Origin of the sequence: Streptomyces kunmingensis, assembly GCF_039533535.1 — a bacterium.
Lineage (GTDB): Bacteria > Actinomycetota > Actinomycetes > Streptomycetales > Streptomycetaceae > Streptomyces > Streptomyces kunmingensis.
Genome location: NZ_BAAATS010000001.1, coordinates 201,938 through 227,768 on the forward strand (window position 1 = coordinate 201,938; position 25,831 = coordinate 227,768).

The 25,831-nt window shown below is 67.9% G+C and carries 14 protein-coding genes; 4 read left to right on the top strand and 10 right to left on the bottom strand.

What is annotated here, in order from left to right:
* Positions 1-13: 13 nt before the first annotated feature.
* Both ABD366_RS00875 and ABD366_RS00880 read right to left on the bottom strand, forming a co-directional pair.
* A complete protein-coding gene (locus tag ABD366_RS00875; RefSeq protein WP_324775866.1) occupies positions 14-2,239 on the bottom strand; it encodes a UvrD-helicase domain-containing protein in 2,226 nt (741 codons plus the stop codon).
* The gene (locus ABD366_RS00880) at positions 2,236-9,075 is read right to left on the bottom strand and encodes a DEAD/DEAH box helicase (RefSeq protein ID WP_324775868.1); all 6,840 of its coding nucleotides are present in this window, start codon (positions 9,073-9,075) and stop codon (positions 2,236-2,238) included. Before ABD366_RS00880 ends, ABD366_RS00875 begins: the two co-directional genes overlap by 4 nt.
* 205 nt (positions 9,076-9,280) lie before the next feature.
* Here ABD366_RS00880 and ABD366_RS00885 point away from each other — a divergent pair, with 205 nt between their 5' ends.
* Positions 9,281-10,369: a beta family protein gene (locus tag ABD366_RS00885; RefSeq protein WP_324775870.1), complete on the top strand. Its 1,089-nt coding sequence runs from the start codon at positions 9,281-9,283 to the stop codon at positions 10,367-10,369.
* Positions 10,370-10,382: 13 nt separating this feature from the next.
* Here ABD366_RS00885 and ABD366_RS00890 read toward each other — a convergent pair whose 3' ends face one another.
* The 3 genes from ABD366_RS00890 to ABD366_RS00900 all read right to left on the bottom strand — a co-directional run bounded on the left by ABD366_RS00890 (position 10,383) and on the right by ABD366_RS00900 (position 13,698).
* Entirely contained in the window at positions 10,383-11,309 is a 927-nt protein-coding gene (locus ABD366_RS00890; protein ID WP_324775872.1) for a hypothetical protein, read from the bottom strand.
* Positions 11,310-11,381: 72 nt separating this feature from the next.
* A complete protein-coding gene (locus tag ABD366_RS00895; protein ID WP_324775874.1) occupies positions 11,382-12,503 on the bottom strand; it encodes an AAA family ATPase in 1,122 nt (373 codons plus the stop codon).
* Positions 12,504-12,513: 10 nt separating this feature from the next.
* Entirely contained in the window at positions 12,514-13,698 is a 1,185-nt protein-coding gene (locus tag ABD366_RS00900) for a DUF262 domain-containing protein (RefSeq protein WP_324775876.1), read from the bottom strand.
* Positions 13,699-13,986: 288 nt separating this feature from the next.
* On the opposite strand from ABD366_RS00900, the gene ABD366_RS00905 reads away from it, so the two are divergent.
* Positions 13,987-16,200, top strand: a complete 2,214-nt coding sequence (locus ABD366_RS00905; RefSeq protein ID WP_324775878.1) for a hypothetical protein — start codon at positions 13,987-13,989, stop codon at positions 16,198-16,200.
* Positions 16,201-16,233: 33 nt separating this feature from the next.
* Here ABD366_RS00905 and ABD366_RS00910 read toward each other — a convergent pair whose 3' ends face one another.
* The 4 genes from ABD366_RS00910 to ABD366_RS00925 form a co-directional block, all read right to left on the bottom strand.
* Positions 16,234-16,893 (bottom strand): contact-dependent growth inhibition system immunity protein, encoded by a 660-nt coding sequence (locus ABD366_RS00910; protein WP_324775880.1) that lies wholly within the window; start codon positions 16,891-16,893, stop codon positions 16,234-16,236.
* A 28-nt stretch (positions 16,894-16,921) separates the two neighbouring features.
* A complete protein-coding gene (locus ABD366_RS00915) occupies positions 16,922-18,205 on the bottom strand; it encodes an RNase A-like domain-containing protein (RefSeq protein WP_324775883.1) in 1,284 nt (427 codons plus the stop codon).
* Positions 18,202-18,570 (bottom strand): hypothetical protein, encoded by a 369-nt coding sequence (locus ABD366_RS00920; protein ID WP_324775885.1) that lies wholly within the window; start codon positions 18,568-18,570, stop codon positions 18,202-18,204. The genes ABD366_RS00915 and ABD366_RS00920 overlap by 4 nt, the downstream gene beginning before the upstream one ends.
* Positions 18,571-18,812: 242 nt before the next feature.
* Positions 18,813-19,307, bottom strand: a complete 495-nt coding sequence (locus ABD366_RS00925; protein WP_411293877.1) for an ATP-binding protein — start codon at positions 19,305-19,307, stop codon at positions 18,813-18,815.
* Between the two features lie 312 nt (positions 19,308-19,619).
* Here ABD366_RS00925 and ABD366_RS00930 point away from each other — a divergent pair, with 312 nt between their 5' ends.
* Both ABD366_RS00930 and ABD366_RS00935 read left to right on the top strand, forming a co-directional pair.
* Entirely contained in the window at positions 19,620-20,477 is an 858-nt protein-coding gene (locus ABD366_RS00930; RefSeq protein WP_411293878.1) for a helix-turn-helix domain-containing protein, read from the top strand.
* Positions 20,474-20,680 (top strand): DUF397 domain-containing protein, encoded by a 207-nt coding sequence (locus ABD366_RS00935; RefSeq protein ID WP_324775890.1) that lies wholly within the window; start codon positions 20,474-20,476, stop codon positions 20,678-20,680. Before ABD366_RS00930 ends, ABD366_RS00935 begins: the two co-directional genes overlap by 4 nt.
* Before the next feature lie 74 nt (positions 20,681-20,754).
* On the opposite strand, the gene ABD366_RS00940 is transcribed toward ABD366_RS00935, so the two are convergent.
* Positions 20,755-25,803, bottom strand: a complete 5,049-nt coding sequence (locus ABD366_RS00940) for a class I SAM-dependent DNA methyltransferase (RefSeq protein ID WP_324775892.1) — start codon at positions 25,801-25,803, stop codon at positions 20,755-20,757.
* Between the last annotated feature and the right edge of the window lie 28 nt (positions 25,804-25,831).

Here is a 25,831-nt window from a genome sequence, read left to right on the forward strand (position 1 = left end):
GGACTCGGCCGCATCACGTAGGAGGCAGCAGGGGTGTCAGGAAGCGGCTGGGTGCCCCGTGCCAGAAGATCGCAAGGGAGTCCCGGGATCGTGTGGCCGCCACGAAAAGCAGCGAACGAGCACGCAGCAACTCGCGCCTGTAGCGCAACGCATCGGTGCTCTTGAGCTGGAGTACGGCCTGTCGCGGTACAAGTCCCTCGCTCACTCCGGCGATGATCATGCGCTGGTATTCGAGCCCCTTGAAGCGGAACATCGTGCCGATGTGCAGGCCTTCCCCGCCTCGCGGTCCGTCCGGGCCGATCTCGACGGCCCGGATGCCGACGTGGGCGAGAGTCACCGCGACTTCCCGGGCCATCTCGTTGGTCGGCACGCAGATGGCGATCTGCTCCAGCGGGATGTCCTCCCACGCCGCCACCAGCTCGGCGATGGCCTCACGCTCCGCCGCCCAGTCCGCGCTGGGGTGCAGTTCGGGCAGTCCGCCACTGAGTACGGAGCGATAGCCCGCCAGCGTCTCGGAGTTCCCGTCGAGGTCGTCGAAGGACTCGCCCTCCAGGACTTCGAGCGCCTTCTCGAGGATCTGCCGAGTGGTCCGGTAGCTGAGCGTCAGCTTGGCGGAGCGGCCGCGGATGTTGATGCCGAGGCTGCCCAGCGTCACCTGGTTGTTGTAGATCCTCTGGTGGGTGTCACCGACGAGGAAGAGATCGTTGCGGTCCCGGGCGACCATCGAACGCAGCATCTTCCAGTGACCGGGCCGCAGGTCCTGAGCCTCGTCCACCACGATGTGCCGGTAGCGGTACCGCAGCCAGGCCGCTGAACCGTCCTGCTGGTGGATGTTGTCCAGGCCCCCCGCCTCGGCCCGCTGCCGCTCGATGGCCTGGATGCGCTGCTCGCGTTCCATCTCCAGACGCGCCGCCCGCTCGGCGACCTGCGCCCATGTCTGGCGGCCGAGCCGGTCCAGACGCTGGGTGAACTTCTCGGCGAGCTGCCAGATGTCGGCGCGTTCCGCCCGGGTGATGTTGCGTCCGCGGCCCGCTCGTCGCGCACGGAAGTACTCGGTGCGGGACACGACGGCCTGACCGAGGATGACCTGGGTCCACTCCTCGTGCAGGAACTCCGCGTCCCAGCCGGTCTCGTCGAGTTCGTCGAGCATGGCACGCCACTCGCGCAGCACCTGGTTGTCGTCGATGGTCTGCTTGTTGCTGCCGGGTTCCGCTTCCCGTACGACGCGCAGGGCCAGCTGGTCGACGTGGCTGATGTCCACTCGGGACAGCAGGGCCTCCCCGCCGAGTTCCAGCAGCCGGGCCCGTAGATCGGCCGCGAGGTTCTTGTTGTACGTCGTCAGCAGTACGGGCTTGGTGCGTCCCGGCGGGAGCTGGTCCACCAGCTGCTTCACGCGGTGCAGGGCGACGATGGTCTTGCCCGTGCCGGGGCCGCCACCGACCCGGGCAGGGCCCGAGTAGTCACGTTCGACCAGCTTGGCCTGGGCCGGGTGAAGGAAGACCTTCCAGCGTCCGAAGCTGCCCCCTTCGAGCGCTTCGCGCAGTGCGTCGTCCGTGGTCGTGACCATGGTGGCCGGACGCTGGGCGGCGGCCTGGAAGTCTTCGGTGTCCACGGGCTCCGGCGTGGCGACCGGGGCCGTCACCTGCTCCAGGACTTCCTCGTAGGACTTGCCGTCGAAGAGCCACAGCAGCACTTCACCGGTGAGTTGCGGCGCGTACTCGATGAGGCCGAGCAGCTGGTCCTCGGTGGTGAGGGTGCGGATCACGGGGAGCAGCGGTTCGGCGACACCCAGATCGGTGAGCTGCTGATCCGTGATGTGGCCGAACAGGGGCTCGGGCTGCCGTGGCGCGGTCGTCGGCGGCTGCGGGGGAGCGGCTTTGCGCAGCACGCTCTCCTCGACGACCTGGAGGTCGACGTACTCGATGCCACCCGTGATCTGGTTGACGCCGTACGTCAGCCGGTCGAGGTTCTCGTAGACCTCCTTGCGGTGCTTGACCGAGACGATCAGCCAGTCGCCGTCGGCGAGCCGGAGCAGCAGGGCGCGGTAGTCGTCATTGATCCGCGCGGACCAGAGCCGGTTGTCGCCCTTGAGCTGCTTCAGCTGGAGCCCGGTGGCCTGTGGGTTGGCCTTGAACTTGTGCTGGAAGTCGTACAGCGCGCCCTTGACGGCCCGGGGGAGTTTGAGGATTTCCTTGTCGGCCTTGTCGAGCAGACGCAGTGTCACACTCGTGCTGTTCATCGGTGGGGCTCCCCGCTGGTGTCTCCGTCGTCTTGCTGTTCACGATCTCCGACCGGCGCGGATGGTTGTGCTGTCAATCGATCTTCCAGTTCCTGCGCCGTCCACATGACAGCCGGCCGGACCTCCCAGCCCGCGACGGCGAAGGCCTTGTCGCGGTCCTGTGCCTCGTAGTCGGGCTCCGGTCCGTCGAGCCGGGGAGTGCGTACCACCGCGACCTTCGCTTCGGGCCAGGCGAGTTCGGCCATCCATCCGCGGTCGTCGAGTTCGTAGCCGTCGACGGGTGTCGGAAGCCGACGAGCGGCGAGTGAAGCCGCGAGTTCCCCGAGCCCCGTCTCCTCCGGGTCCAGGTACTCCAGCACGCTCTCCCAACCGGCCGGAGGGGCGACGGCAACCGGGGTCTCGGCTGCCGGCGCGCCTTGCGGTTCGCTCTCCTTCGCCGGGAGTTGCGGCTGCTCGCTGATCTCGATGCGCGTCGAGGCGAGCCACCCGGAGCCACCGGTCACGGCCAGCGCTTCGACGGCGAAACCGTCCAGGAGGCTGGTGGTCAGCTGGGCGCTGTCGCCGCCCCCGTGTTCCAGAAATTGCAGCAGGTTGCTCCAGAACAGCCAGGCCTGCCAGCGCCGTTTGTGCACGTCCGTGTCCGCGACCGCGGCCGGAGCGTCATCGAGCAAGGTCAGCGCTGTCCAGGCCGGGGGCTTGCGTCGTCCGTCCGCCACGGCCGTGACCGGACAACCGGAGTCGTCGACGGCGGCGAACAGCCGGAGGGGGCCGCTCCGGCCCGTGGGCGGCGTGCCTCGGAGCGCCGCGGCGAGTTGGGTCCCGACCGTCTCCTCCGTCACGGCCGCCATGAGCGGGCCGGTGCCGAACAGGCCCGCCACGACGGCTTCGGCGCGGGCCAGCCACAGATCCGCGCCCGGGGCGCGAAGGTAGGCGAGGAGCAGATCCGCCGGGTTGACCCACACCTCGTCGGCCAGCTCTCCCGGAAGGCCGCCGCGTGACGTGGCGTAGTAGTCACGGGCGTGCTTCTGGGCCGGTGCGCCGTAGGGGTGCCAGACGGGGCGCGCCGGGCCGGCCGCCGCGTACCCCGTGTCGCGTACGCGGGTACGCCACTCCTTCACGTCGTAGTACGTGAGCTGGAAGACCCGCAGCCCTTCGGACCGCAGCCGGGTGCGTTTGGCGGCGTCGTCGGCCAGACGGTTGTGGCTGCTGCTGGCATGGAACTCGTACCCGTCGAGGTAGAGGGCGACGCGGGGGCCCGGGGCGTCCAGGCGCTCGAAGAGCACGTCGGGCCGGGTGCCGTCGAGGACGCGCTGCTGGGACACGCGCCAGCTCACTGTCGTACCACCGGCGGCGCTGAGCCGCAGATCCAGGGAGTACGTGCCCGCGGTCGTGGTGTACGCGTCGGCGCTCGCCTGCGCGTCGGGCTGTCTGGCCCACTCCTTGAGTGTGTCGATGAACAGGACTTCGAGATCGCTCTCGGCCTGCCGCTCGAGGGGGATCGCATGCGTGGTGGCGACCTGTGACGTCTTCCACGACTCACCGGTTTCGCCGAGCAGTTCGTCGAGCATCTGCCGTACTTCGCCACGGCTCACGCGGTCGTAGTCGCCCGCCGGGACTCGGCGCAGCAGGCAGCGGTGGCAGCCGTCGAGGCCCTTCTCCCTGCACGGGCAGTTGTCGATGACCTCCCGTGCCTTCAGAAGTACTTCGCGGAAGCCTTCCGCCGACGCGAGGCGGTGCAGGTAGCCGGTACCGCCCGGCAGCCGGTCGTACACGACCAGGAAGCGCCGGGGCCAGTCGGCGTCGTTGCCGTCGGGCATCGACGCGGACGCGATGTCGATGTGGTCCGGGTCGCCGCCGTAGCGGGCCGCGATACCGACGAACAGGGCCGCCGTGAACGAGGCGAGTCGTTCCTTGGCACGTGCGACGGATGCGGGCAGGAGGATACGGACCGCTTCGGTGACCAGTTCGTGGGCGAGCAGCAGGGGAAGGTCCTCGCCCTTGCCCTGTTGTTCCCCGCCGCCGGCGCGCACCTTGCGGCGCGGGCACCACAGCAGGTGGTGCGCGCTGGCCTTGGTGCTGGCGGCAAGGGACTCGGTCAGGGCGTTGGCCGTCTGCTGGACCACGGGGCGGCCGTCGGCCGTCGCGCCACCGCAACTGGTGCACACCAGGAAGGGGTTGAGCCGCACCTCGTCACCGGCCAGGGACACCGTGCTGCTGCCGTCCTGGCGGTCGAGGCCCAGATTGAGCGTCCGGATGACGGCGCGGCGGGTGAAGTCCACGCCGAAGATGGCGGTGTCGTGGCGCCAGGACCCCGGCGCGAGGTGGTCCGGGTCGATGTCCACGGTGGTGAGCATGGCGTAACGGCGGCGGTCGCGTTCGTCGCTGTCGTCACGGACCCGGGCGTCGTCGCGCTTGTCGCGGGCGACGACCCGTTTGGGCTCGAGGACGTGCTGCACACAGCCGGCGTCGGCGATCTCCCGTCCGCCGCAGCGGGGACAGGGGGAGGTGTCCGTCTTGGCGTTCTCGGTCCGGGCGTAGCCGCAGGAGGGGCACAGTCGCCATACCGACCAGGCGCGGCGGTCCGGGCTGCCGATGTCCAGTGCGCGGACGACGTGCCGGTAGCCGTTGACGTAGAAGCTGTTGCCCGGGGCCAGTTCGGTGAGCGCGAGTTTGCGGGAGCGTTCGTAGTCGCGTACCTCGCTTCGGTACGTCTTCTTGGCGCTGTCGTCTTCTTCGGTGTCGTCGGACGGCTTCTCGTTCCAGTAGAGCGTGGCCTCCAGCTGGGTGGTGGTGTCGGCGAGGCTGTAGTTCGGCAACAGGCCGAGGTCGACGAGGGCGCCGTGGGCGCTGGTCTGGCTCAGCTCACGCAGCAGATCGCCGGTCGAACGACGTTCGGCGAACAACTGCCGTTGTTCATCGCGCTGTTCGGGGTCGGAGCTGACCAGACCCTCCATGGCCGTGTCGATCGCGGCGATCCGGCGGCGTAGCTCTTCGCGGCGCGCCGTCCAGTCCTCCTCCGCCTCCTGCAAGGTGCGGACGATGCCGGAGGCCGCGTACGACCGCAGTTCTCCCCTGGCGTGCTCGGAGACGCCTGTCCCCTCGACGGTGCCCGGGGGGAAGAGGGCGAGGAACTCCTCGACCAGGTCGGCGCCGTGGGTCTGCGCCGCGTCCGCCAGGTCCTGGCACCATCCTGTGGTGCCGAAGAGGGCGGAGACCAGGCGGGGGACAGGCTGCAACCGCTCGCCGTCGGATGTGGTCAGCGCGCCACGGGCGGCGAGGTCGAGCAGGTGGGCCGTGTACTGGCGGCGCAGGATCTCGACGGCGGACAGGTAGCAGCCCGGCGGGACGATGTCACCGGCGATCATCTCGCGTGGTGCGTCGAGGTAGTAGAGGTCACGGGCGCGCCGCCCGCCGAAGGCGACGACGAGGGCGTTGCCGGTCCTGCGGCCCGCGCGACCCGCGCGCTGGACATAGTTGGCGGGGCCCGCCGGCAGGGAGCCGAGCAGCACGGCCGACAAGTCGCCGATGTCGATGCCGAGTTCGAGCGTCGGCGTGCAGGACAGGACGTTCGGGTCGGTGTAGTGCGTGCCTTCCCTGAAGGTGCGCTCGACGCGCTCGCGCTGCGGGCGGGTGAGCATGCCGGTGTGCTCCGCGGTGACGACACGGAACGTTCCGCCCGTCCGGTACAGACGCCGGTAGTAGTCGCCCCGGTAGTCGCGCTCCTGGGAGCCGCCGAAGCTGTCCGTGAGGCCGACCACGTCGGCGGACGGACGGAGCATCCCCTTGCAGCGATAGCGCGGGCAGGGGTGCCCGTACCAGCGTGTTCTGCGTTCCGGGAGCACGACCTGCTCCCAGCCGCAGTCGCCGCAGCTGACGAACGCCTTGTTGACGGTGTCGTCGTCGAGCAGGCGCACCGCGATGTGGCCGGGCTGAAGGCCGTACACCCGCGTGGTGCGGTCCTGGGCGGTGCGTACGGCGAGAACCCCCTCCTCCGCGAGTACGGGAAGCAGCCGTCGCAAGTACTCGCTCGCACCCGCCGTGTCCAGGTCGAGGCAGCGCCGCGTCCAGTCCTGGTACCAGCCGAGACGGCCGGTGGCGGCGTCGAAGGTCGATTTCTCCTTGGGGCTGTCGAGGAGAAAACGCGGGGCCGCCAGTCCGTCCGGGAACGCGGGCATGCCGTCGGGCCTGCCGCCCCAGATCTTGAACCGGGTCACTCCGGCGTCCCGCATCCACGGTTCGAGCCAGCGGTGCCGCACACCACCGCGGGTGCGGACCCGCTCCAGCAAGCCGCGCACGAACGCGAGATAGCGCTCGGGTGTGGGCAGGCCGCCCGCGCCCGTCACCAGTTGGCCGGGCAGCGACAGATGCAGATCCCGTGCGAGGGCGGTGATGCGGGCCGGGTCCTCGATGTTCACCTCGGCGGCGGCGGTCCGGGTGAGTTCCAGGGTGCGCCCCTGCCGCGAGCGCAGTCCGAACTCCATCACGGTGGCGAAGGCGAGCCGTTCACCGATGAGCTTCCAGGTGCGTCTGTCGCCCGTCCCCCGACCCGAGAGGAGCCGGTCCACGCCGGGTTCGTCGTGCAGGTCCGGCGGGACGACGGCGGCGAGGGCCTGCGCGTCGTCGACGGAGTCGAGCACATCCCCTATGAGGTCGTTGAGCGTCGAGGCCTCTCCGGTGTCGGTGAGGTTGTGCGCGAGCAGCGAGCGCAGCGAGAACTTGTACGAGGCGTTGGCGACGTATCCGGCCCGGTGCGCCGCGTCCTGCGTCGAGTCGTTGAACAGAAGGGTCTTGCGTTCCTCGGGGACGAGGGCGATGTCGCCGCCGGTGAACAACTGGGTGACCGTCGCGGAGGCGAGCGCGGCGAGCGCGGTACCGAGGAAGCGGATGCCGTTGTCGGTATTGCAAGCGGGGCACCGGTCGTCCACGGCCGCCTTGTCAGCGGATTTCTTGTCGGTGATGGCGAGGGCGAACCAGCCGTCCTGCAACGCCTCCCGGTCATCGGGCGTCGGCAGCCGGTAGGTGCCCTGTGCTCCGTCGAGGACGACCACGGAGAGCGGGTCGACACCCCCGGAGGCCGGTTTCGCACCCGTACCGGTCAGGGCGTTCAGCGCCTCGTCCCGCTCCGCGTGGGTGGCCGCGATGAAGTACCGGATGCGCCGCTTGTCTCGCCCCACACCCGCGCGCCACACCTTGTCCTGCGCCATGACGAGCTGTTGCGGATCGGCTTCCGGGGACAGCGCCGCCCACCCCGACCGCCCGCAGTTGCGGCAGTAGACGGCGGGCAGATGCACGGCCGCGGGGCGCATCGCGGTGTCCGACCCCGGCTCGGGATCCGGGCGCCGCGCGTTCCCGGAGGGCCAGCTTCCGGACGACCGCTCGTCCTCGTCGCCGTCCCCGCTGGACGGAGCGGCGAGTGCGGCTCTGCGTGCCGCGGTCCGGTCGTCCTCGTACCACCGGAACTCGGCCGCGGGCCCGACCCCTCGCAGGACGCGCGTGACGGGCCGCACCCACAGGTGGGCCTCGATGTGCAGGAGCGGACGCGGGCGTTTCTCGTCGGATTCCGGGTCGCGGGCGGCGGAGAGCAGCGCGACGAACCGTGACAGGGCCTGGAGCACCAGCCGCGGGTTCTCCCGGGCGGTCCGCCCCCACGCGTATCCGAACCGGCTCATCCGGTCCCGCAGTTCCCATTCGCTGAGCGGGTCGCCGTCGAGGAGGGAGAGCACGCCGTGCGTGAAGTCGTGCCGCTTGAGGAGCCGCCCGATCTGGAACGCGTCCAGGCCACGGCGCCCCAGCAGCCGCTCCGCGAGCCCGTCGAGGTCGAGGAGGTCCGGCCGGGCCTCGATGTCGGGGCCGCCGGAGAAGTCGACGACCTCCTTCGGGGACGGCGGCTCGGGCAGTTCGTAGTCCACCTCGCCGGTGAACTGTCCGGCGGACATGCGCTCCTCACCGATGACGGCCCCGTCGGGGAACTCCATCCCGAAGACCTGAGCCGCCACATCGAGGATGCCGCTGTCCTGCCCGCTGCCCTCCCCGAGCGTCGCCGACGTGGCCACGGGACAGATCGTCCCGAGCGGCCGCCCCGGCCGGCTCTGCCCGGTGGCGGACGCGAGTCTGCGCAGCAGCATGGCGACATCGGTGCCCTGTGCGCCGTCGTACGTGTGGAACTCGTCGAGTACGACGTACGCGATGTCGGCGTCCTGCCACAGCGGCTGGTCCTCGCCGCGCTGCAACAGCAGGTCGAGCATCTTGTAGTTGGTGACCAGGACGTCCGGCGGCGAGATGCGCATCTCCTCGCGCCGCGTCATGACCCTGCGGAAGTCGGTGTCCGGGCGGTCTCCGATGTAGAGACCGGCGGTCACCTGCGCCAGCTCCGGCTGCGCGAGGTAGTCACCGATGCGGCTTGCCTGGTCGGTGGCGAGCGCGTTCATCGGGTACAGCAGCACGGCCTTCACGCCGCTGCGGCCCCGGGCCTTCTCCCGTCGGCAGTGGTCGAGCACCGGGACAAGGAAGGACTCGGTCTTGCCCGACCCGGTCCCGGTGGTGACCAGCGTCGGCTGCGCCGGTCCGCGCAGCGTGCTCAGCCGCTCCCACGCCTTGGCCTGGTGCCGGTAGGGCGGAAACCCGGGACGCCATTCGACGTGCCGCTGCCAGCTGTCCTCGGCCTTGTGGAACGGCGTACGGATCCGCAGGTAGGGGCCCCGGAAGATGCCGGTCTCCGGGTGACCGAGGAAGCGCTCAAGGGCGGCACGGGTGGTCGAGTCGGTGAGGGCGTAGGTCGTCGTGAGGTACTGCGTCAGACTGCCGCGGATCTGGGCGGCGGCCAGGGTGGGCCTCACGGTGGGACTCCCTCTTCGGTGCGCGCTGGATCAGGTGCTTGAGCTGCATCAACCGTATAGCGACGGCCTCGCCGGCGTCCCCGGAACTGATGTTGGCGCGATGCAACCTATGGCCATCGATGCCCTCTTACGCGTTGAACCGTCCCGAGTGACCCTGCGACCAGGACTTTCTTGAAGGGAACAGGAAAGACGGGGGCTGTTCACCATGGCTCGACCGATCTATGTGCCAGTGCTGGGAACGAGACGCAGCACGATCTCCGCTTACGAGTCATTGCCGGGCCGGGTCCGTTCCCGCATCGCGCCGCTGTGGACAGTGGTGCCGCGGGTCGCTGAACGACCACGGGGCGTCCGGCCGGATCCCGACCCCGATCCGGACCCGGTTGCTCTGGACCGATGGCTCACACCGAGGATCGAGGGCCTGATCGGTGCGACAGAGGGGCGACCGGGCTGGATCGACGCGGGTCATGTGGAGGCACAGATGGGGGCTTCAGCGGCTGCTCTGTGGCGTGTGACGACCCGCAGCGGACTGCGCCTGGTGACCGGCCTCGAACGTCCCCCACGGCTGCAGCGTTACGTTGCAGACCTGGCCTTCACGAGCGGGCGGGGCCTGGGCATACGGGTATTGCTCGACGGGAGAGCCGGGGAGGGGCAGGCCGGGGAGCTTAGCGCCCTCGTGGCACGGCTGTGCCTACCGGCTGCGGGGCTCGACCTCATCCTCGACCTCGGGCCGGTCGTCGATGCGGAGGAGTCCGCGAAGTCGGCCCTCACGGCGTTGGATCTTCTGGTCACGCTGATCCCCTGGCGCGACATCGTCCTGCTGTCCGGCGGGTTTCCTCGGCCAGTGGAAGGTCTCGGGGATCATTCACATCTGCACGTGCCACGCCTGGACCGGCACGTATACCGAACTGTTCGGGCGGCTCGGCCGACGGCGCGCCACATGCTTTACGGGGATTACGGCGTCGAGGAAGCCCAGGCCGCGAACCGACCCCGTGCGGACAAGGCCGGACCGCCTTGGGGGCTCATGCGCTACACGACGGCCGACACCTTTCTCGTGGCGCGAGCGCCCACGCGCGGCCCGGACCGGGCCGAACGTGTCCGTGCGGTGGCGCACGGCATCGTGCACGACCGGGCCTTCCGCGGGGCCGGACACAGCGCAGGGGAGCGTTGGCTTTTCGACTGCGCCCATGGCACCGGGTCTCGTGGGACGGGTAATCCGGAGTCCTGGATCAAGGCGGGTCATGTGCAGCACATGGTCTGGGTCGTCGAGCAGCGCTCGGGGGCCACAGGGGCGTGAGCGTATGCAGAGCTCAAGAAAGCCGATCGCTCCCCGGCTTCGGCCCGACGTAGGCAAGACGGAAGGTCTTCCTCTCCGGTACGAGCCGGAAATAGAGCCGCCCCTTGCCAGGGGTCATCCGGCCGTGCCAGGAGAAGACTTCCGGTCTGTCGTCCGACGCCGGGTCCGCGAACGTGCACAAGTGGCGGCGGGTCTGCGACTCCGGAGTGATGTGCGGGTTCTGCCAGACCGGTTCCGGAGACCGGTCCAGGTCCCAGTGATCGGTGGCTGTGACCTGCAGTTCGGCGAGAAGCTCTCGCACCGGCCGGAACCACTTCGCGTCGAGCCGGCGCAGGTCACGGTCGAACCGGGGCAGCCGTTCGAGGGCGGGAAAGAACTCCTGCCAGCCGTCCAGGAGTTCGGCAGGAGAGGTGAGTGCGTGGAGACCGGCACTACGTGCCCACTCCTCGTGCTCGTCAGCCTCGCCAGGGGTCGAGCAATGGCGTACGCGATCGCTTTCCTGCTCGATCTCCGTCAGGCCGAGACGCTGGATGTCGACGTTGATCCACGAAGCCGACCATTTAGGAGACACGGGCAAACTGATGGAAATCCCTTGCATGAGATGTGCGGCGCCGAGCCCCTCGGCGCGGACGCCGTCGTGCAGGTACTCGGTCTCGGCCGGCTCATGACCGCTCTCCTGTAATACGTCTTGGAAGGGGGAACGACGGTTGCGCAGAGCGAGGATGTAGCGGTGGCGATCGCGATTGCGAGCCGACGCGTGCACCCACTGCTGGTAGACGTAGCCGCGGGCGAGTTCCGCGGCCGGCAGGGGACTTTGTGTGGTCAGGGAGAGCTCTTGCCAGGTGCGGAGGTGCTTGAGCGTGTCGACGAAACAGGCCATTGCGTCGTCGACACGTCGTGGTCCTGCATCGGATGCGCAGGACAGCTCGTTCAGGAACAACGACAGTGGCACCAAGTCCCCCGTTGTGATGAGTGCAGTCGTCAGGTCAGCGCGTTTCCGGGCCGACCGAATTCAGTCGAGGAGCTGTTCCAACGAGTTCTCCCACTCGTCGAAGAACCCCTTCGGCCAGTCGGAGAGCATGCCGTCGTCGGCCATGGCGGGGCTGACAACTTCGGACGTCTGCCCCTTCCGTGCTTGACCGGTACGGCGGAAGAAGTGCACGGCGGTGGACGCTGCCGAAATACGGCCGTCCTTCACGGCGAGACGCAGACCATTGAGCACGTGGTCCGAATGCGTCTCCAAGATGATCTGCGCTCCGGCTGCGACTGCGGCAACGGCCAGAAAAGCGAGCCAGGTCTGTCCTTGCGGATGGAGATGTGCCTCGGGATTCTCCAGCAGAATCAATGAACCGGGTCGGGCCGACACACAAGCAACGACGATCGGTAGCGCGTAGGTGAGACCGAACCCCACATTCGTGGGACGGTAGCGTCCGGAACCGGAGAATCCGGAGCCGAAGCCGTAACTGAGGCGCACGGTGTCGGTGCCGGGAATGCCGTCGGCGAGGATATTGACTCCCGGACACAGCCGTTGCATCCAGTAGTCCGTGGCTTCGAGCAAGGAAGTCGTGGACGCTTCTGGCAGACGCAACGACATCGCGGTGACCGTGTCGTCCTGATGGGCCCGCAGGAAGTTGACCGTGTGCTCGCCACGAGCACCCAGGAAACTTCGGCGGACAGCGGCGTCGTGGGAGCGGGGATAGCTGACAGCGGGGACGATGCGGTCGGCCCTGAGGTACTGGAAACCGGGACCGAAGAGGGACGGGAGGTCGCGCAGCGCCTGCGAGTGGTGTCCCGGGGGAGCATCGAGAAGCTTGAGGAGATCATCCTCGCGTCCGTACGCGGCCTTCCACTTGTAGAGGCTCTTGTCTTTGGTGACCGCGATGGTGATGTGCGGGTCGTTCTCCGTGTACGACTCGTGGCGCACGTCCTGTCCGGTCCCGAGTTCCACGAGTTCTCCGTTCAGGAGGAAACCGCTCGTGTCATCGGTATGGTCCAGGAGTCCGGCTTCATACGACTGCCGCAGCAGTGCCAGGGCTTGGAGCACCGTGCTCTTCCCCGACGAGTTGAGGCCAGTGAGGAGAGTGAACGGCGCCAGAGCGACCTCTTGTCGAGCGAACGCCTTGAAGTTGGTCATGCCGATTCGCTCAAGCACCCCTCAATACCTCCTGGAAAATGTGGTCTAGGGAATCAAATCGGTGACGCACTTTTCCGGTGTCGCCAGTACTTGACGAGACGGAATTGAAAAAATACGGCTCGTCCATGAGGTCGAGAAATTTCTCGGTGACACGCTCGTGTTGTTCGGCGAAGAAATCTATGTGCCTCTCGGGGTAGCGGGAGAGCGTGACAGATTGCGCCTCGAACAGGGCCTTGTTCACGGGCGTGCGACGGTTACTGCCCCGGAACTGCTTGCGAAACGCATGCTCACCGAAGACGGCCGAACTGGCGCGCATGGCGTCTTTGAATACTGTCTCCAATTGTCTGAGTTCGCCCAGATCCAGTCGATTGATTGCATGCATGGCGCCCCGGAGGAAACCATCGAAATCTTGGCCGTAATAGTCGTGATGAGGGGTAAGGTAGAAAGCGAGGAAGCGCAGGCACATCTCGCGGTCCGACATGCGCTCGGATGAGACGCTGTTCCCGGTTGCGTGCTGAAACTCGTTGGAGGAGGCGAGTTCGGCAAGAAATGATCGCGCATTTCCTGGAATGAGCGCGTGTCGGAGTTCTTGACGGGTGAGAGGGCGACCGCCTGTGTTGATCCGGGCGAAGATATTGAACTTGACCGGTTCCGGTGTGCCGCGCCGAATGAGCAGTACCACCAGTTCCGTCTCCTCTATACGGGTCTGGAGGCGGCCGGGCAGGGCGTCGAAAGTGCAGTCCTCGTACTCGTGCAGATACTCCAGGCCGGTCAGCCGGAGCGGCTCGGCACCGATGCTGTCCGGGGCGACGAAGCGGGCGATCGTCGACAGGCGTTGGACCCCGTCCACGACGGCCCAGCTGTCATCGTCGCCCTCGGCCGCGTACAGCGTCGGGAGGGTGATGCGCAGGAGCAGCGACTCGATGAGCCGACTCTGAGCCTGCGGAGTCCAGATACCCGCTCGGCGCTGGAAGTCCGGCGCGAGGTCGATGGTGCCGCGGCGAATACGGTTGAGAAGCAGGGAGACCGTGGGATTGCGGGTCTGGACCTCGATCAGATCAGGGTCGAAAGGGCTGCCGATCCGCTCGCCGACATCCTCCGATTCCACATCCGTGCTGTAGCCGGCGTCGTCGAGCTCCACGGCGATCTTGGCCGAGGTCGACGGGGCGTCCATGGTGAACAGGCCTTCAGGCATGGGTGGTTGGTGTCGCCTCTCTGCCTCACCGCTCATGATCGGGGTCCTTCGTGCGCATCATATGAGCCAGTTATGTGGTTCTGGAGTTCGTTTGCGGATCACAGCACAGCGTAGTCGTCCGAGCGCGTAGAGGACTCTCTGGCCTGACCTGTGGCATTCGCTGTAGGCGACCCCCGCGCCCAAGTCGGAAGTTGCCGCACTTGTGATTGTGGTGTGTGGATTTCGTGTGTAAAGCTGCGTTCCTTCGCCGCGCAGAGCGGCTTCGCATCGGGGGGGGGTCCACCGCACGTGAACGTTCGCGTCTTCCTGCGCCGGTGCGCGACCGGCGGTGCCGCTCTGGCTTTCGCCGCGGCCGGCCTGTTCGTGAGTGCACCGTCCGCCACCGCGCACCGGGACGGTTGCCACCGCTGGCACTCCTGTCCTTCCGACACCGGCTCGTACGTCTGCGGTGACCTCGGGTACTTCTCCGAATGCGGCTACGACAGCCTGCCGGACGCGGGTACTGACGACGATGCGGGCGCGGACCCCGGTACGGACGACGACGCGGGCGCGGGCTCCGATGCGGGCTCCGGTACGGACGATGATGCCGGCGTGGACGGAGGTACAGGCTCCGGCACGGAGGACGGTGCCGGTGCGTACGACGGACAGGAGGCCGCCGAGGACTACGAGTCTCCGGAGGCACCGTCGGCCGTGAAGCCCGGGACCGGAGCCGGGGGCAAGGTGACTGTGACGGCGAAGGCCGAGAGCGGCTCGCGCATCGAGGTGCGGGAGGTGACCGACCCGGACTACCCCGAGGACGGCGAGACGGTCGCGAAAGCGACAGCGACCGGCGCGTCCCAGACCGTCAGCTTCACGGCCGACAGCGGCGAACACACCTACGTGCTCATAGCCGTCGACGCGGCCGACAACTCCAGCGAGGCGAGCGAGGAGTTCACCGTCGAGGTGGACGCCGACCGGCCGGCGCTGGACGACCTCGCGGTCGGTGACCCGGACGGGAGCACCGGTGCCGTAGACCTCTCCTTCACCACCGACCCGGACACCGACTACGACGTACGCGTGGCGGGCACCACGATCCGACTGCGCGGCACCACCGACGACGGCGCCTTCCGCGAGCCGCTCTGGCTCCCGAACGGGAAGCACAAGATCTCCGGCACCCTGCGGGACGAAGCCGGGAACGTGACCAAGCTCGACGAGACAGCCGTCGTACGGGTCGACGCGTTGACGCCGCTGCTCGAATCGAAGTCCCCTTCGCGCGACGGCGGCCACTTCACCGTCACCGGCCCCCGGGCGGCCCGCGGAACCCTCGAAGTCGGCACACAGAAGCGGGAGGTCATCCTCGACGACGACGGACACGCCACGATCTCGCTGGCCCTCGCCGACGGCTCGTACGTACCGAAAGTCGCCCTGACCGATCCCTTCGGTCGCGCCGCCACGGCCGAGGGTGCCAGGACCGTCGTGGACACCGAGGCGCCGAAGGCGACACTCACCTACGACAAGGAACGCGCACACCATCAGGAGCTCGTGCTCGTCATCACGGGCGAGCCCGGCGCGACGGCGCGGATCACGGCGCCGAAGGACCTCGCCGACGGTGAACTCACCCTGAACGGCGAGCACCGGCGCACGCTCCGGATGTCCGCCGCTCCCGGCGACGTCGCCGTCGCGATGACCGTGACCGACGAGGCGGGTAACAGCAGCACCCGCACGCTCACCGTCCACGTCTCCGACGACTGGACGACAGCACAGATCGTGGTGGCGCTGATTCTGTCGCTGCTGGTCCTGGTCGCCGTGGTCGTGCTCTGGGTCCGCCGGGAGCGCATCGCCACCTGGCGCGAGGCGCGGAGGCGGGCGCGCGTGGTCGCCGCGGCCCAACGCGAGAAGGAGCGCCGGGACGCGGAGCGGGCCGAGGAACGGGCCCGCAGAGAACAGGCGGCCCGGCGCGCCCAGGCAGCGTACGAGCGTGAACTGGCCACCTGGAAGGCGGAGCGCAAGCGGCTTGCCGCGCGCGTCTCCATGGCGCGGGACCTGGAGACCGGACAGCTCGGCTCCACCATCGCGTGGCGGTGGGGCAAGCGGCGCAAGGGCGAGGAAGTCCTGTCGGTCGCGGCCGGGGCGCTGGTCGAGGTTCGGCAGCGGCAGGGGGTTCAGTACAACGAGACGGTCGATCGGGGCGAGGTGGTGGTCACCGACCGCCGTGTCCTGTTCGTCGGTTCGTCCCGGAAGAGGGAGTGGGACTACGCGAAGTGGCTCGGGCACGACCACTTCGAGCCCGGCCTGACGATGATCCTCGTGTCGAACCGGCAGAAGAGTTCGGGCATCGACTGCGTGGGCCCGGACGCCGAGCGGCTGAGGCTCTCCATCGACGTCGGCCTCAGTCGGTACCAGGGAACGTGGTCGGCGCTGCTGGACCGTCTGCAAGAAGAGGTCGAGGCTCATGCGCGTCTTCGCCCGGACCGGCCGGGCGAGCGGCACGGTGGTGTGACGCTGGGCAAGCCGGTGGGGTGAGCGCGGCGGACGGATACTTGGCCCGAGGCAGGGTCAAGGAGCGACGTGGTGGGTGAGGATGCCCCGGACGTCGGAGAGCCACTGGCGCAGCGAAACGCCTTTCGGAGGCGCGACACGAAGGCCGAGTACGCGGATGGCCTCAGCCAGTTCGTCGTCGGTCCGGTTGATGGCGAGGAACGCGTCGATGTTCGCGGCGGTGGCCCGGTGATCCTGCGGTGATTCCAGGGCGAGGTAGTCATCGAGCGCTTCGGCGTGCGAGCCGTACTCCGCGGAGAAGTCCTGGTGGAAGTAGGACCCCATGAGGTGTGCGAGCGCGGGGAAGCGCTCGCGCCACTCCCAGACGGTCCCCGGACGCCGCGAGGGGATGTCGGCCGGAGGCTTGGTGAGGAAGCGCTCCAGGTGGTGGCGGACGACCCGCAGGCAGTCCTCGACGCCTACGCCGGACGGCGGTTCGATGTGCGGAAGCAGGTCCACTTCGTCGGCGATCTCGTCGCTGAACAGGCCGACGGCGAGCAGATCGTCGAGCTCACGCACCGCCGAGGCCGCGCGCTGCGGCGTGGCAGCGACCACGCGCAGGTAGGAGGCGAGCGCCTTGCCGGGCGCCTCCATCGTGTCGTCGAAGGTATGACCTGTCGCCTCGTACGCCTGCAGGAGGTCGTGCAGTTCCGTGAAGCGGTCGTGGGTGGACGTCATGGGCTGTGGGCCTGTCTGGTCGCGGTCTTTAGGAGGTGGCTTCGGGATAGGACGTCAGGACGCGGTAGCCCAGAGGGGCGGTGGGGTCCTTCTTGAGGACGACTTTCGCTCCTGTCACCCATTCTGCGGGAAGGCCGTTTCTGAAGTGGTGCCGGGACAGGCTCATTCCGGTGGGTTCTCCCAGGTCGACCGAGAAGTCCTTCTTTCCCGCGGGCTTGCCGTTGTTCAGCCAGTCCTCGATCTGCTTCTGCCGCCTGAGCACCACTTCCTGGGTGTGTTTCTGGGCCGAGGCGTGATCGATGTACCGGGAGGCGGCATCCAGTTCCGGGTCCCCGCGCAGACGGGCCCGGAGGTCCCGGGTGGTGACCTCGACGTGTCGGGCACCGGTGTGCGCGCCGTTCTTGCCTTCGTCCCCCGCGAGGTCCGTCGTGTACTTCGGCTTCTGTGATCCCTTGCGCTTGCTGCGCGGCCAGGCGTTGCGGTCGCCGTCGCGCAGGAGCGCGCCCATGTCGCCGAGATCGTCGACGCCGGCCCTCAGCCCTCCGGGCAGAGCGACCTGTGGTTCCAGTCCGGGAACGCGGACACCGCCAAGAAGCTCCGTCCAGCCGCCGGCGTTCCGTACCGCTCGGACGGTGGCGCCCGCGCCTCCGAGAGCACCGCCGGTCATGGCTCCGTAGAGCGCGGCCTGGCGTACTTCGTCGAGGCTGAGTCCCTTGCTCTCGCCGAGCGCGATGGACATCGGCTGGGTGAGGGCCAGGTCGACGGTGACCGACTCGATGCCCGCGAGGGCGGCGGTGGCGAGGGTGGTGCCGGCGATGGTGGCGATCTCGGTGGAGACGGTGACGCCGAGGGTCGCGGCAAGCTCGACGACGGTGGCCGTCGCGGCCGCGGCGGCGGCTTCGGAGATGCCGAGGGTGAAGACGGCCAGGGCGGTACCGGCGATGATCGTCGCGCCGACGATCTCCAGTTCGTGTTCCAGTTGCTTGACGGCCTTGTGGACGATGTCGGCGTACTTGTCGAGCGCCTTGGCCATGTCACGGGCACCGTCGATGATGTCTTGCAGCCACCCATGGCCGTCGTAGTAGTAACGACGCCAGTAGGGATCGTCAAAGGCGGCGATCGCCACGCCCTTGTTGTGCTCGATGATGCCGCGGGCCGACTTGTTCGCGGCGGCGGTGACCTTTTCGACGTCGTCGGCGAAGTCCCGCCACGCCTTGGCCGCGTCCCGCAGGCCGTCCTCGTCGGCGTCCGGCCACCACATGCCGGTGAAGTCCTGGATGATCTCCTTGGCCTTGTCGGCTGCACCGCTCACTGCTGGGTGCCGTTTCCGTCGTGCGGTGCGGCCTTGATCTTGCTGAACATCGAGCGGACGAGTTCCTCGTTGTCGATGTGCCCGTCCGCCATGTCCGTCATGGCCTCTTCGATGCTGGCCAGGCCCTGGGCGAGGATGTCGGTGGCGTGCTCGATCTTCTTCACGTTCGGGCCGTACGCCTTGTGGAAGGCCTGGCCCTGTTCGTCGTCGCCCCAGGGCGAGCCGGCGGCCGACAGTCCGAGCTTGAGCTTGGTCAGCGCTTTGGCGAGATCGGTGCTGTGCGTATGGAAATGCGGAGCCGTCGCCTTCAGATCGGCGATCTTGATGTCGAGTATCTCGCCGTCGCCACCGGTACCGCCGCCCATGCCGGTCCGCCTTCCCCCGTGATCGACCGTCCGCCTTCGGACCGGTCGACCGTTCCCCAGTCTTGTCGCCTGCCGTTCGACCCTATGCGCGAGGTGACGTTCACGAATGTAAGGGGAGCAAAGGGTGCGCAAAGATCGTTTCAAGTGGAGTGGCGGGGCTGTCGTTCGACGTCGTGCGGGGGTCTGACGCACGGAGGGCGGAGTGTCGTCGGGGGTGCCGGCGGGGTGGGTTCGGGGCAGGGTCACGCGGTCGGTGGCCGGTGTGGGGGCGAACCTGCTGTTGCCCAGACGGTTTTGCCGGGGCCGTCCGGTCGGGGCTCGCAGCCCCAGTCGTCCGCGAGTGCGGCTACGAGGAGGAGGCCGCGGCCGGTCTCGTCGTCCGGGTCGGCTTCGCTCAGGGCGGTCGTTTGGGGGAGGCGTTCGCCTCGGGTGTCGGTGACCTCTACGCGGTAGGTGCCCGGGGCGGTCCGGGTGAGGCTGAGGTGGAAGTCGCGGCCTGGGACGTGTCCGTGGTGGACGGCGTTCGCGGTGAGTTCGGCCGTGATGAGGGTCAGGGTTTCGTTCAGGGGGCTGGCGTAGGGGTGGCCCCACGCGTCCAGGCGGTGGGAGACGAGGCGGCGGGCGAGGCGGGCGCCGCGCGGGGTCGAGGTGAAGCGCATGGCGAAGTGGTGCGTAGGGGCCGTGGGTTGGGGGCCGCCTGTGGTGTGGGTCTGGGTGTGGGTGTGGGTGTGGTGCATGGGATGAGCGTGGTGGGGTGCGTGGGGCGGGGGCCAGGGGCTACGCGGATACGGGGTGCGGTTGTACGAGGTCGGGGCCGGGTTGTCGGTGAACTGCGGGTAGTTTGGGCGAACTCCCTTTCGGGTGGCGGGCGTTATCGAATATGCCCGTATTGGGGAGTTGGGTGATTGGTGAGGGCGGTTGGGGTGGGTGTGCGTAGCGTTGTGCGGGCTGACGGGCTGGTTTTGTACGCGTTGGGGGGTGTGTTGTACGTGGCTTGCGGCGTGACGGGGTTGTGGGGGAGGGGAGTTGTTCCGGGGAGGGCGACGACCATGAAAGGGGCCGGTGTGGATGTGGACGTGGGAGACGCCGACGAGGTTGGTGGCGGTGAGGATGCCAGCGGGGTGCTGGTGTCGTTCGGGCGGCAACTGAAACGCTTCCGGGAATGGCAGCAGCTGACTCGTGCCGAGTTCGGTGAGCGGACCGGGTACTCGGCGGCGACCATCGCGTCCTTCGAACAGGGGCGACGGATTCCTCCGGGCCGGTTCATCGAGCGGGCCGATGAGGTGCTTGGGGCGCATGGGGTGCTGCGGGAACGGGTGGAGGAGGTGGAGCGGGCGCAGTATCCGGGGTTCTTTCAGGGGGCGGCGAAGTTGGAGTCCAAGGCGGTTGCGCTGCATGTCTACGACAACCATGTGGTCAACGGGTTGTTGCAGACCGAGGAGTATGCAGAGGCTGTGTTCCGCATGCGGCGGCCCTTGCTGGACGAGGACACCGTTGCCCGGCGGGTTGCTGCCCGATTGAGGCGGCAGGAGATCTTCGCCCGTACGCCTATGCCGACCATCAGCTTTGTGATCGAGGAGGCCGTGTTCCGCCGCCCCATCGGTGGAGGGCTTGTCATGCGGGGGCAGCTTGAGCAGTTGCTGCTGCACGCACAGCGTCGCAACGTGGAGATCCAGGTGATGCCACTCTTGCGCGCCGAACACGCGGGCCTGTCCGGGCCGTTCACCTTGATCGAGACGAAGGAGGGGCGCAGGATCGCGTACGTGGAGGCACACAAGGAGAGCCGCCTTTTCACGGAGCGGAGTTCGGTCCGTGAGTTCGAGGAGCAGTATGGAATCCTCAGGGCTCAAGCGCTCACGCCGAGTGAGTCGCTGGCCTTCGTGGAGCGGTTGCTGGGAGAGACATGAACGTCGAGAAGTCGGTGCCGGGCGTGACTGAGCTGGCGTGGTTCAAGAGCAGCTACAGCAGCGGCGAAGGTGGGCAGTGCATCGAGGTTGCCGCAGGTGCCAGGGTGGTCCACGTGCGGGACACCAAGGACCGGGCCCGAGCCATGGTGGACGTGGCGCCCTCGGCTTGGATGGCGTTCGTGGGGTTCGCGGCGCGCGGCTGACGGCTGGCGGCTGGCGGGATAAGTCCAGTGCCCTGCGGCCCACTTGGAGTGGATCGCAGGGCACCGTTGCGTTGTCAGCTCTGCCGGGGCTCGGGCGGCGTCCAGCGGCCGAGTCGGATCTCCTCGTCCAGGCGGGCCTGGAACGTGGCATGCGCGGCCCGCATCTCGGCTTCGCGGTCGGCCTTGTAGAAGGGGGCCGTGTAGCCGGCGGGGGGCGGGGTTGTTTCGGGGTTTTCTAGGTGGTCGAGAAGGTCTAGGTAGTCCTGCTTGGTTTGGCCGTGGCCGAAGTAGTTGGGGTTGGCGGCGATCTTGCGGCCGTTGGCGTCGAAGTAGGTCTTGGCTTCGTAGTCGGCCAGGATGGGATAGCGAGACTTGAAGATCGCCGCTAGTTGGTCGGCTGTGATGCCGAGCCAGACGGCAACGAGTGAGTCCAACTCGACCATTGCAGCCCGGCGTTCGTGTTCTGTACGAAGTGGGGTGCCGTATGTCCAGGTCGCCCGCAGCTCGGATGCGAGGGGCTTCAGGGCGGGCCAGTCAGGGTTGGCCCAGCCCTCGTAGCCTGCCCAGCGGGGGTCGAAGAGTTCTTCCCAGAGGGAGGTGTAGTGGTTGGTCAGGGCGTTGAGGCGGAGGGTTCGGAGGAGGAGGGCTGGAGCCAGAGGGTGGTCCTCGTCCGGTGCGGGCATCTTGCGCGCATCAGTCACGTCGAGGTGGCCGCGGCCGGTAATACGGAGCAGATAGTCCAGTACCAGTGCCGTCCAGAAACCCGCGTTTAGGGTGGTGAGTCGGTCGGTTGCCAGTGCCATGGTGCGCACGGCGTGAATGTGAGCAGGGCCCGGCGGGATCAATGCGGCATGCAGGCAGCGGCTGCTGTCGAATGGGATCATCTCCCGCCACATCAAGCGGAAGTATGCGGTGGACGGTCTGTTGCGCCAGTTGTCCTGCGCCTCGACATAGGTGGCGTCGTCCGAGGCTCGTACCAGGTTGGTCACTGGCACGTATTCCTCGGGCAGCCGCGTCGGCGTGCGCTGATCCCAGTCCCTGTTGCTCCGGCAGGGGATGCGAGGTTCCTTGGAAAAGGGAAGTGCTGCCGCGAAGTGTGGGCCCTGAATGATGACATCCGAGAGGGATGGCACGGCCTTATTGCCCCAGCGGATTAGTCCAACTTTCTTCGCGTTGGCCTCGTCGTATCCACGTGTAATCAGCGGCTGGTAATCCGCCAGTACGCTCCCATGAGCGGCCAGCGCCTCGATAGCCCCTTGCTCACTGCGCAACACTGGGTACAGCAGCGGAGCCTGAATCGTCGGCCCCTCCGACCCGGTGAGCGCTTGCCAGCTGGACAGCAACTCCATGTCCACGTGCACGACACGTTCGCAGTGCGGGCGGATGTCCCATGACCCGTTGTGTTTAATGCCAGGGAATTGCCCCGCCCCGTCATGTATCAGAGAGGCTGGCAGGACTTCCGCGTCTCGTAGCTCGCTGAGGTGCAGGAACTCGGGCTCTTGCGACGTTCCGTAAATGTGCATCCCGAATTCCTGCGACCAGTTCAAGTCTTCGAACGCCCAGCGGGACGAGTTCACAAAGTGCGCGTGAACCCGCAGGTGCCGATATGCCGCAGCCCGAACCACGCCTTCCCGAACGCCCCCGAAGTGTGTATCCGGATGGATCAGTCCCGCGCTGCCCTGCCGTGCCAAGTGCTGCCACACCCGTGCCATGAAAGCCCGGTACAGATCCCCTTGCGTCCCCACGAGTAGCGGATACGTAGCCGAACTGCCCAGCGCCGCAACGGACGCTGCATGAACGCGCAACTCGCCGAGTACGTAATCCCGGTTGTTCGGCGCGGCCGCCAGCACTTCCTCCTTCCGCAACCGCCACTCCGCCGCCCCCGGCTTCTCAGCCAGCACAAACCACGGCTCCAGCTCAGCCAGAACCAAATCCTCCTGCCACCGAGGCCGCACCCAAGGAGGATTCCCCACCTGCAAATCAAACCCACCTCGCCCCGCAAACACCTGGGCGAACTCCAACTCCCAATGGAAGAACCCCTGCTGTACGGCCACATCGACGGCAACGGCAACCCATGGGAACCGCTCCTCCAGCCAGTGCCACCGGTCCATGCCCATCCAGTCGGGCAGCTCCTCCTCGTACCGCTCAAGCGCATCCAGCGAATCGAACGACGAAACCAACGACTCCGCCGGCACATCATGCGTACCGAGCAACGCCTCCGCGAAGTCGAGCCAGTCGCCCAGATCCGCCAGCGGGATCACATTCCGGCGCTGCTCGGCGAAAGCCCCCTCGCCCTTCCGGGCCCCCTTGCGACGCTTGTCGATATCGCCGCGCCGCACCTCGCGCACGGTCACATTGCCAAGGAGGTCGACCTCCTCATACGTACGGACAACCTCAGACGCGGCACCCAACTCAACGCCGCCGACCGGCACATCAGCCAAGGCCGCCCGCCCATACCGCTCATCCGACCCATCCAGCAGCCCAGCACTCTGCACAGGCCAGAACCACAGCGCACACCAAGCGTTCATCACAGTCTTCAAGCGCCAATACGGAGTATCCGGCGCCTCAAGGTCCGCCAGCACCTTCTCCCTCGGCACGGCGTTCTCCGGGGCCCGAACCCACCCTTCCTCCGCCCCCCACACATCAATCTTCCGCGAAATCTCCTGCTCCGAGATCTCCAGGCGCCGCGTGACGAGCCCCCACAAGTACTCGGCCCGCCGAGCCAGCCCCTGCAACCGCTCCGTCTGCCGCTTCGACGGCGACTTCGTGACCGCCTTACGCCAAGCACCCAGCGCCTTCGCCGCCTCCGGGGCCAGCGCCTTGGCCTCCTTCTCGGCGGCGACCGCGCCCCACTCCTTCGCGGGAAGCAGGAAATGATGAACGGCGCCCTCCGGCAGCGCGCCCTCCGCCAGCGGCACACGCTCCGGGGTCGAACCCAGCCAGCCCCCCTTAACCAGCCGCTCAGCCGCGTACACCTCCCGCCGCCCACCAATGAGCGAGTTACCCCGCCTCAAATGCAGCCCGAACCACGGCGCCTCCATCCCGGGATGCATCGTGTTCAGCCACAACGACACCTCCGCCAACTCCACGGCGGTCGAATTAAGGTCCACGCCATAGGAGTTGTGCAGCGCGACGTACGCCTTCGCCTTCTGCAGCTCGACCGCGTACCGCTCCGTATCGATCGGCGAACCCAGCTCATCCTGGCGCCGCCGCAGATACTCCGCCGCCACCTGATTGATGGCCTCGTTCAAGAACGCACCGGAACCAAGCGCAGGCTCGCAGATCTTCCAGTCCAGAAGCTCGCGCGCCTTCGTCACTGAGCCGTCCTGGTCCAGCCGGTGCTGCAACGCCAGCTGCACCGTCACCTTGGTCAGCGACTCCGGCGTGTAGTACGACGCCGACGTCTGCCGGTCGCGCCCCGACAGGCGGTAGACGAACGACCCCGGCCGATACCGGACCCGTACCTCCTCGGCCGTCTCCTCGTCTTTCCTGCGCACGAAGACGGAGTCCGGATACTCGTCCGCCTTCGACGCGGGGACCAGCCAGGAGCCGTCCTTCGGGTCGCCGCCCTTCGCGACCTCGTACAACTCCTCACTCGCCACGAAACCCGAGTACGACATCAATCCCTCGTACACCGCGCCGAGTTGGTTGATGCCGAGCTGCGCGTACGAGATGAAGCCGCCGCGCTCGCCCTTCTTGCCGCGCGTGAGCATGAGCAGGCGCAGCACGCGGTACAGGGTGGCGTTGCGAAGCCGCGTATCCACATACTTCGCCCCGCCGAACTCCTCCTCGTCGAAGCGCGGGTCCGCCACCGACGCCTTTCCGATGAGCCGGATCGACTCCGGTTCGAATAGCTGGGAGTGCAGCGCCTCGAAACGCAGGCCGACATCCTCGGACCGCTTCGCGCTCTCCTCGGCGCCGGCCGTACCGTGCGTGCGACGCGGCCGGTAGCCCTGCTGCACCTTGCGGAACAGCAGGTCCAGCGACTCGTAGAGGTAGAAGCCCTCCCTGGCCTTCTCGCCCACCAGATCGCGCTCCGCCACCAGCTCACCGAGGCGCCCGAGCCCGTACCCCTGGTGGTACTCGGGATAGTCCGACGGCACGATGCCCAGCTCCGGCCGCGCCTCCGCGTACAACAGGAACAGGACCCGGTACAGGTAGCGCAGGGATTCCCTCGTCAACTGAGCTGACAAGTCCGGGAGTTCGGCCACGTCGTCCGGCGCCAGGCCCGCCCCCCTCAGCCGCTCCAGAACCTCGTTCGCGATCAGCTCCACCGAGAGGCGCAGACCGTCCCGCAGCTCCGACGAGACACCCACCGCATGCTTCGTCGACTTGTCGACCAGCGTGGCGAGAGGGTTCTCGCCGCCCTCCTCCGGCGTGCGCAGCGAGTCCGCACCGAACAACGCCGCCACCGTGTCGAGCTCGCCACCCGCCCGGACGTCGTTGCGTTCCAGGGCCGCGTCCAGCGACACCGCCAGGTAGCGGCCCTCGCCCCACACCGCCCGGTCCGCTAGGACGAGAACCCCGCCGATCAGCAGCAGTACGTACCGAGGCGGCTCCTCGCCCGCGAACAGGAACGACGCCAGCTTCGAGCCCGTCGTCACCGACGACGAGCCGTCGAGGACCAGCTCTTGCAGCAGCCGTCCCGCACCCTCCGGATCCAGCGCCGCGTCCGGCTCCGCGGCCCAGCCGCAGTCCAGGGCCACGAGACCCGGCTCCGCGTGCGCCACGTCGACCTCGTACGTACGGTCCGCGCGCTGCACCGTCACCGGCTGCGGCTTCGCGTCGTAGCCGAAGGCGCGCAGCACCGACGCGTTGAGCGCCGTCACTCGCTCCCGCCACTCCGGGGCGTCGTACGTCGTCGCGTCGTCCCCGCCGAGCGCCGCGTCCGCGAAGAACGAGCGCGCCCTGAAATACTCGCGGCGCAGCGCCCGCAGCCCCGCGCGCGGCGTGACCGGCAGCGCGTCCGGGTCCTCGGGCGCGTCCTCGTCCGCGCCCTTCGCCGCCTCCTCCCGCTCCTTCCACGCCGCGAGCAGACCCGACTTCAGGTCCTTGGGGAGCACCTCCGCCAGATAGTGCGCGGAGAAATAGTCGCCCTGGTTGACGAGGGAGTCATACGTCATGGCTGTCTCAGAACCTCAGGTCTCAAGG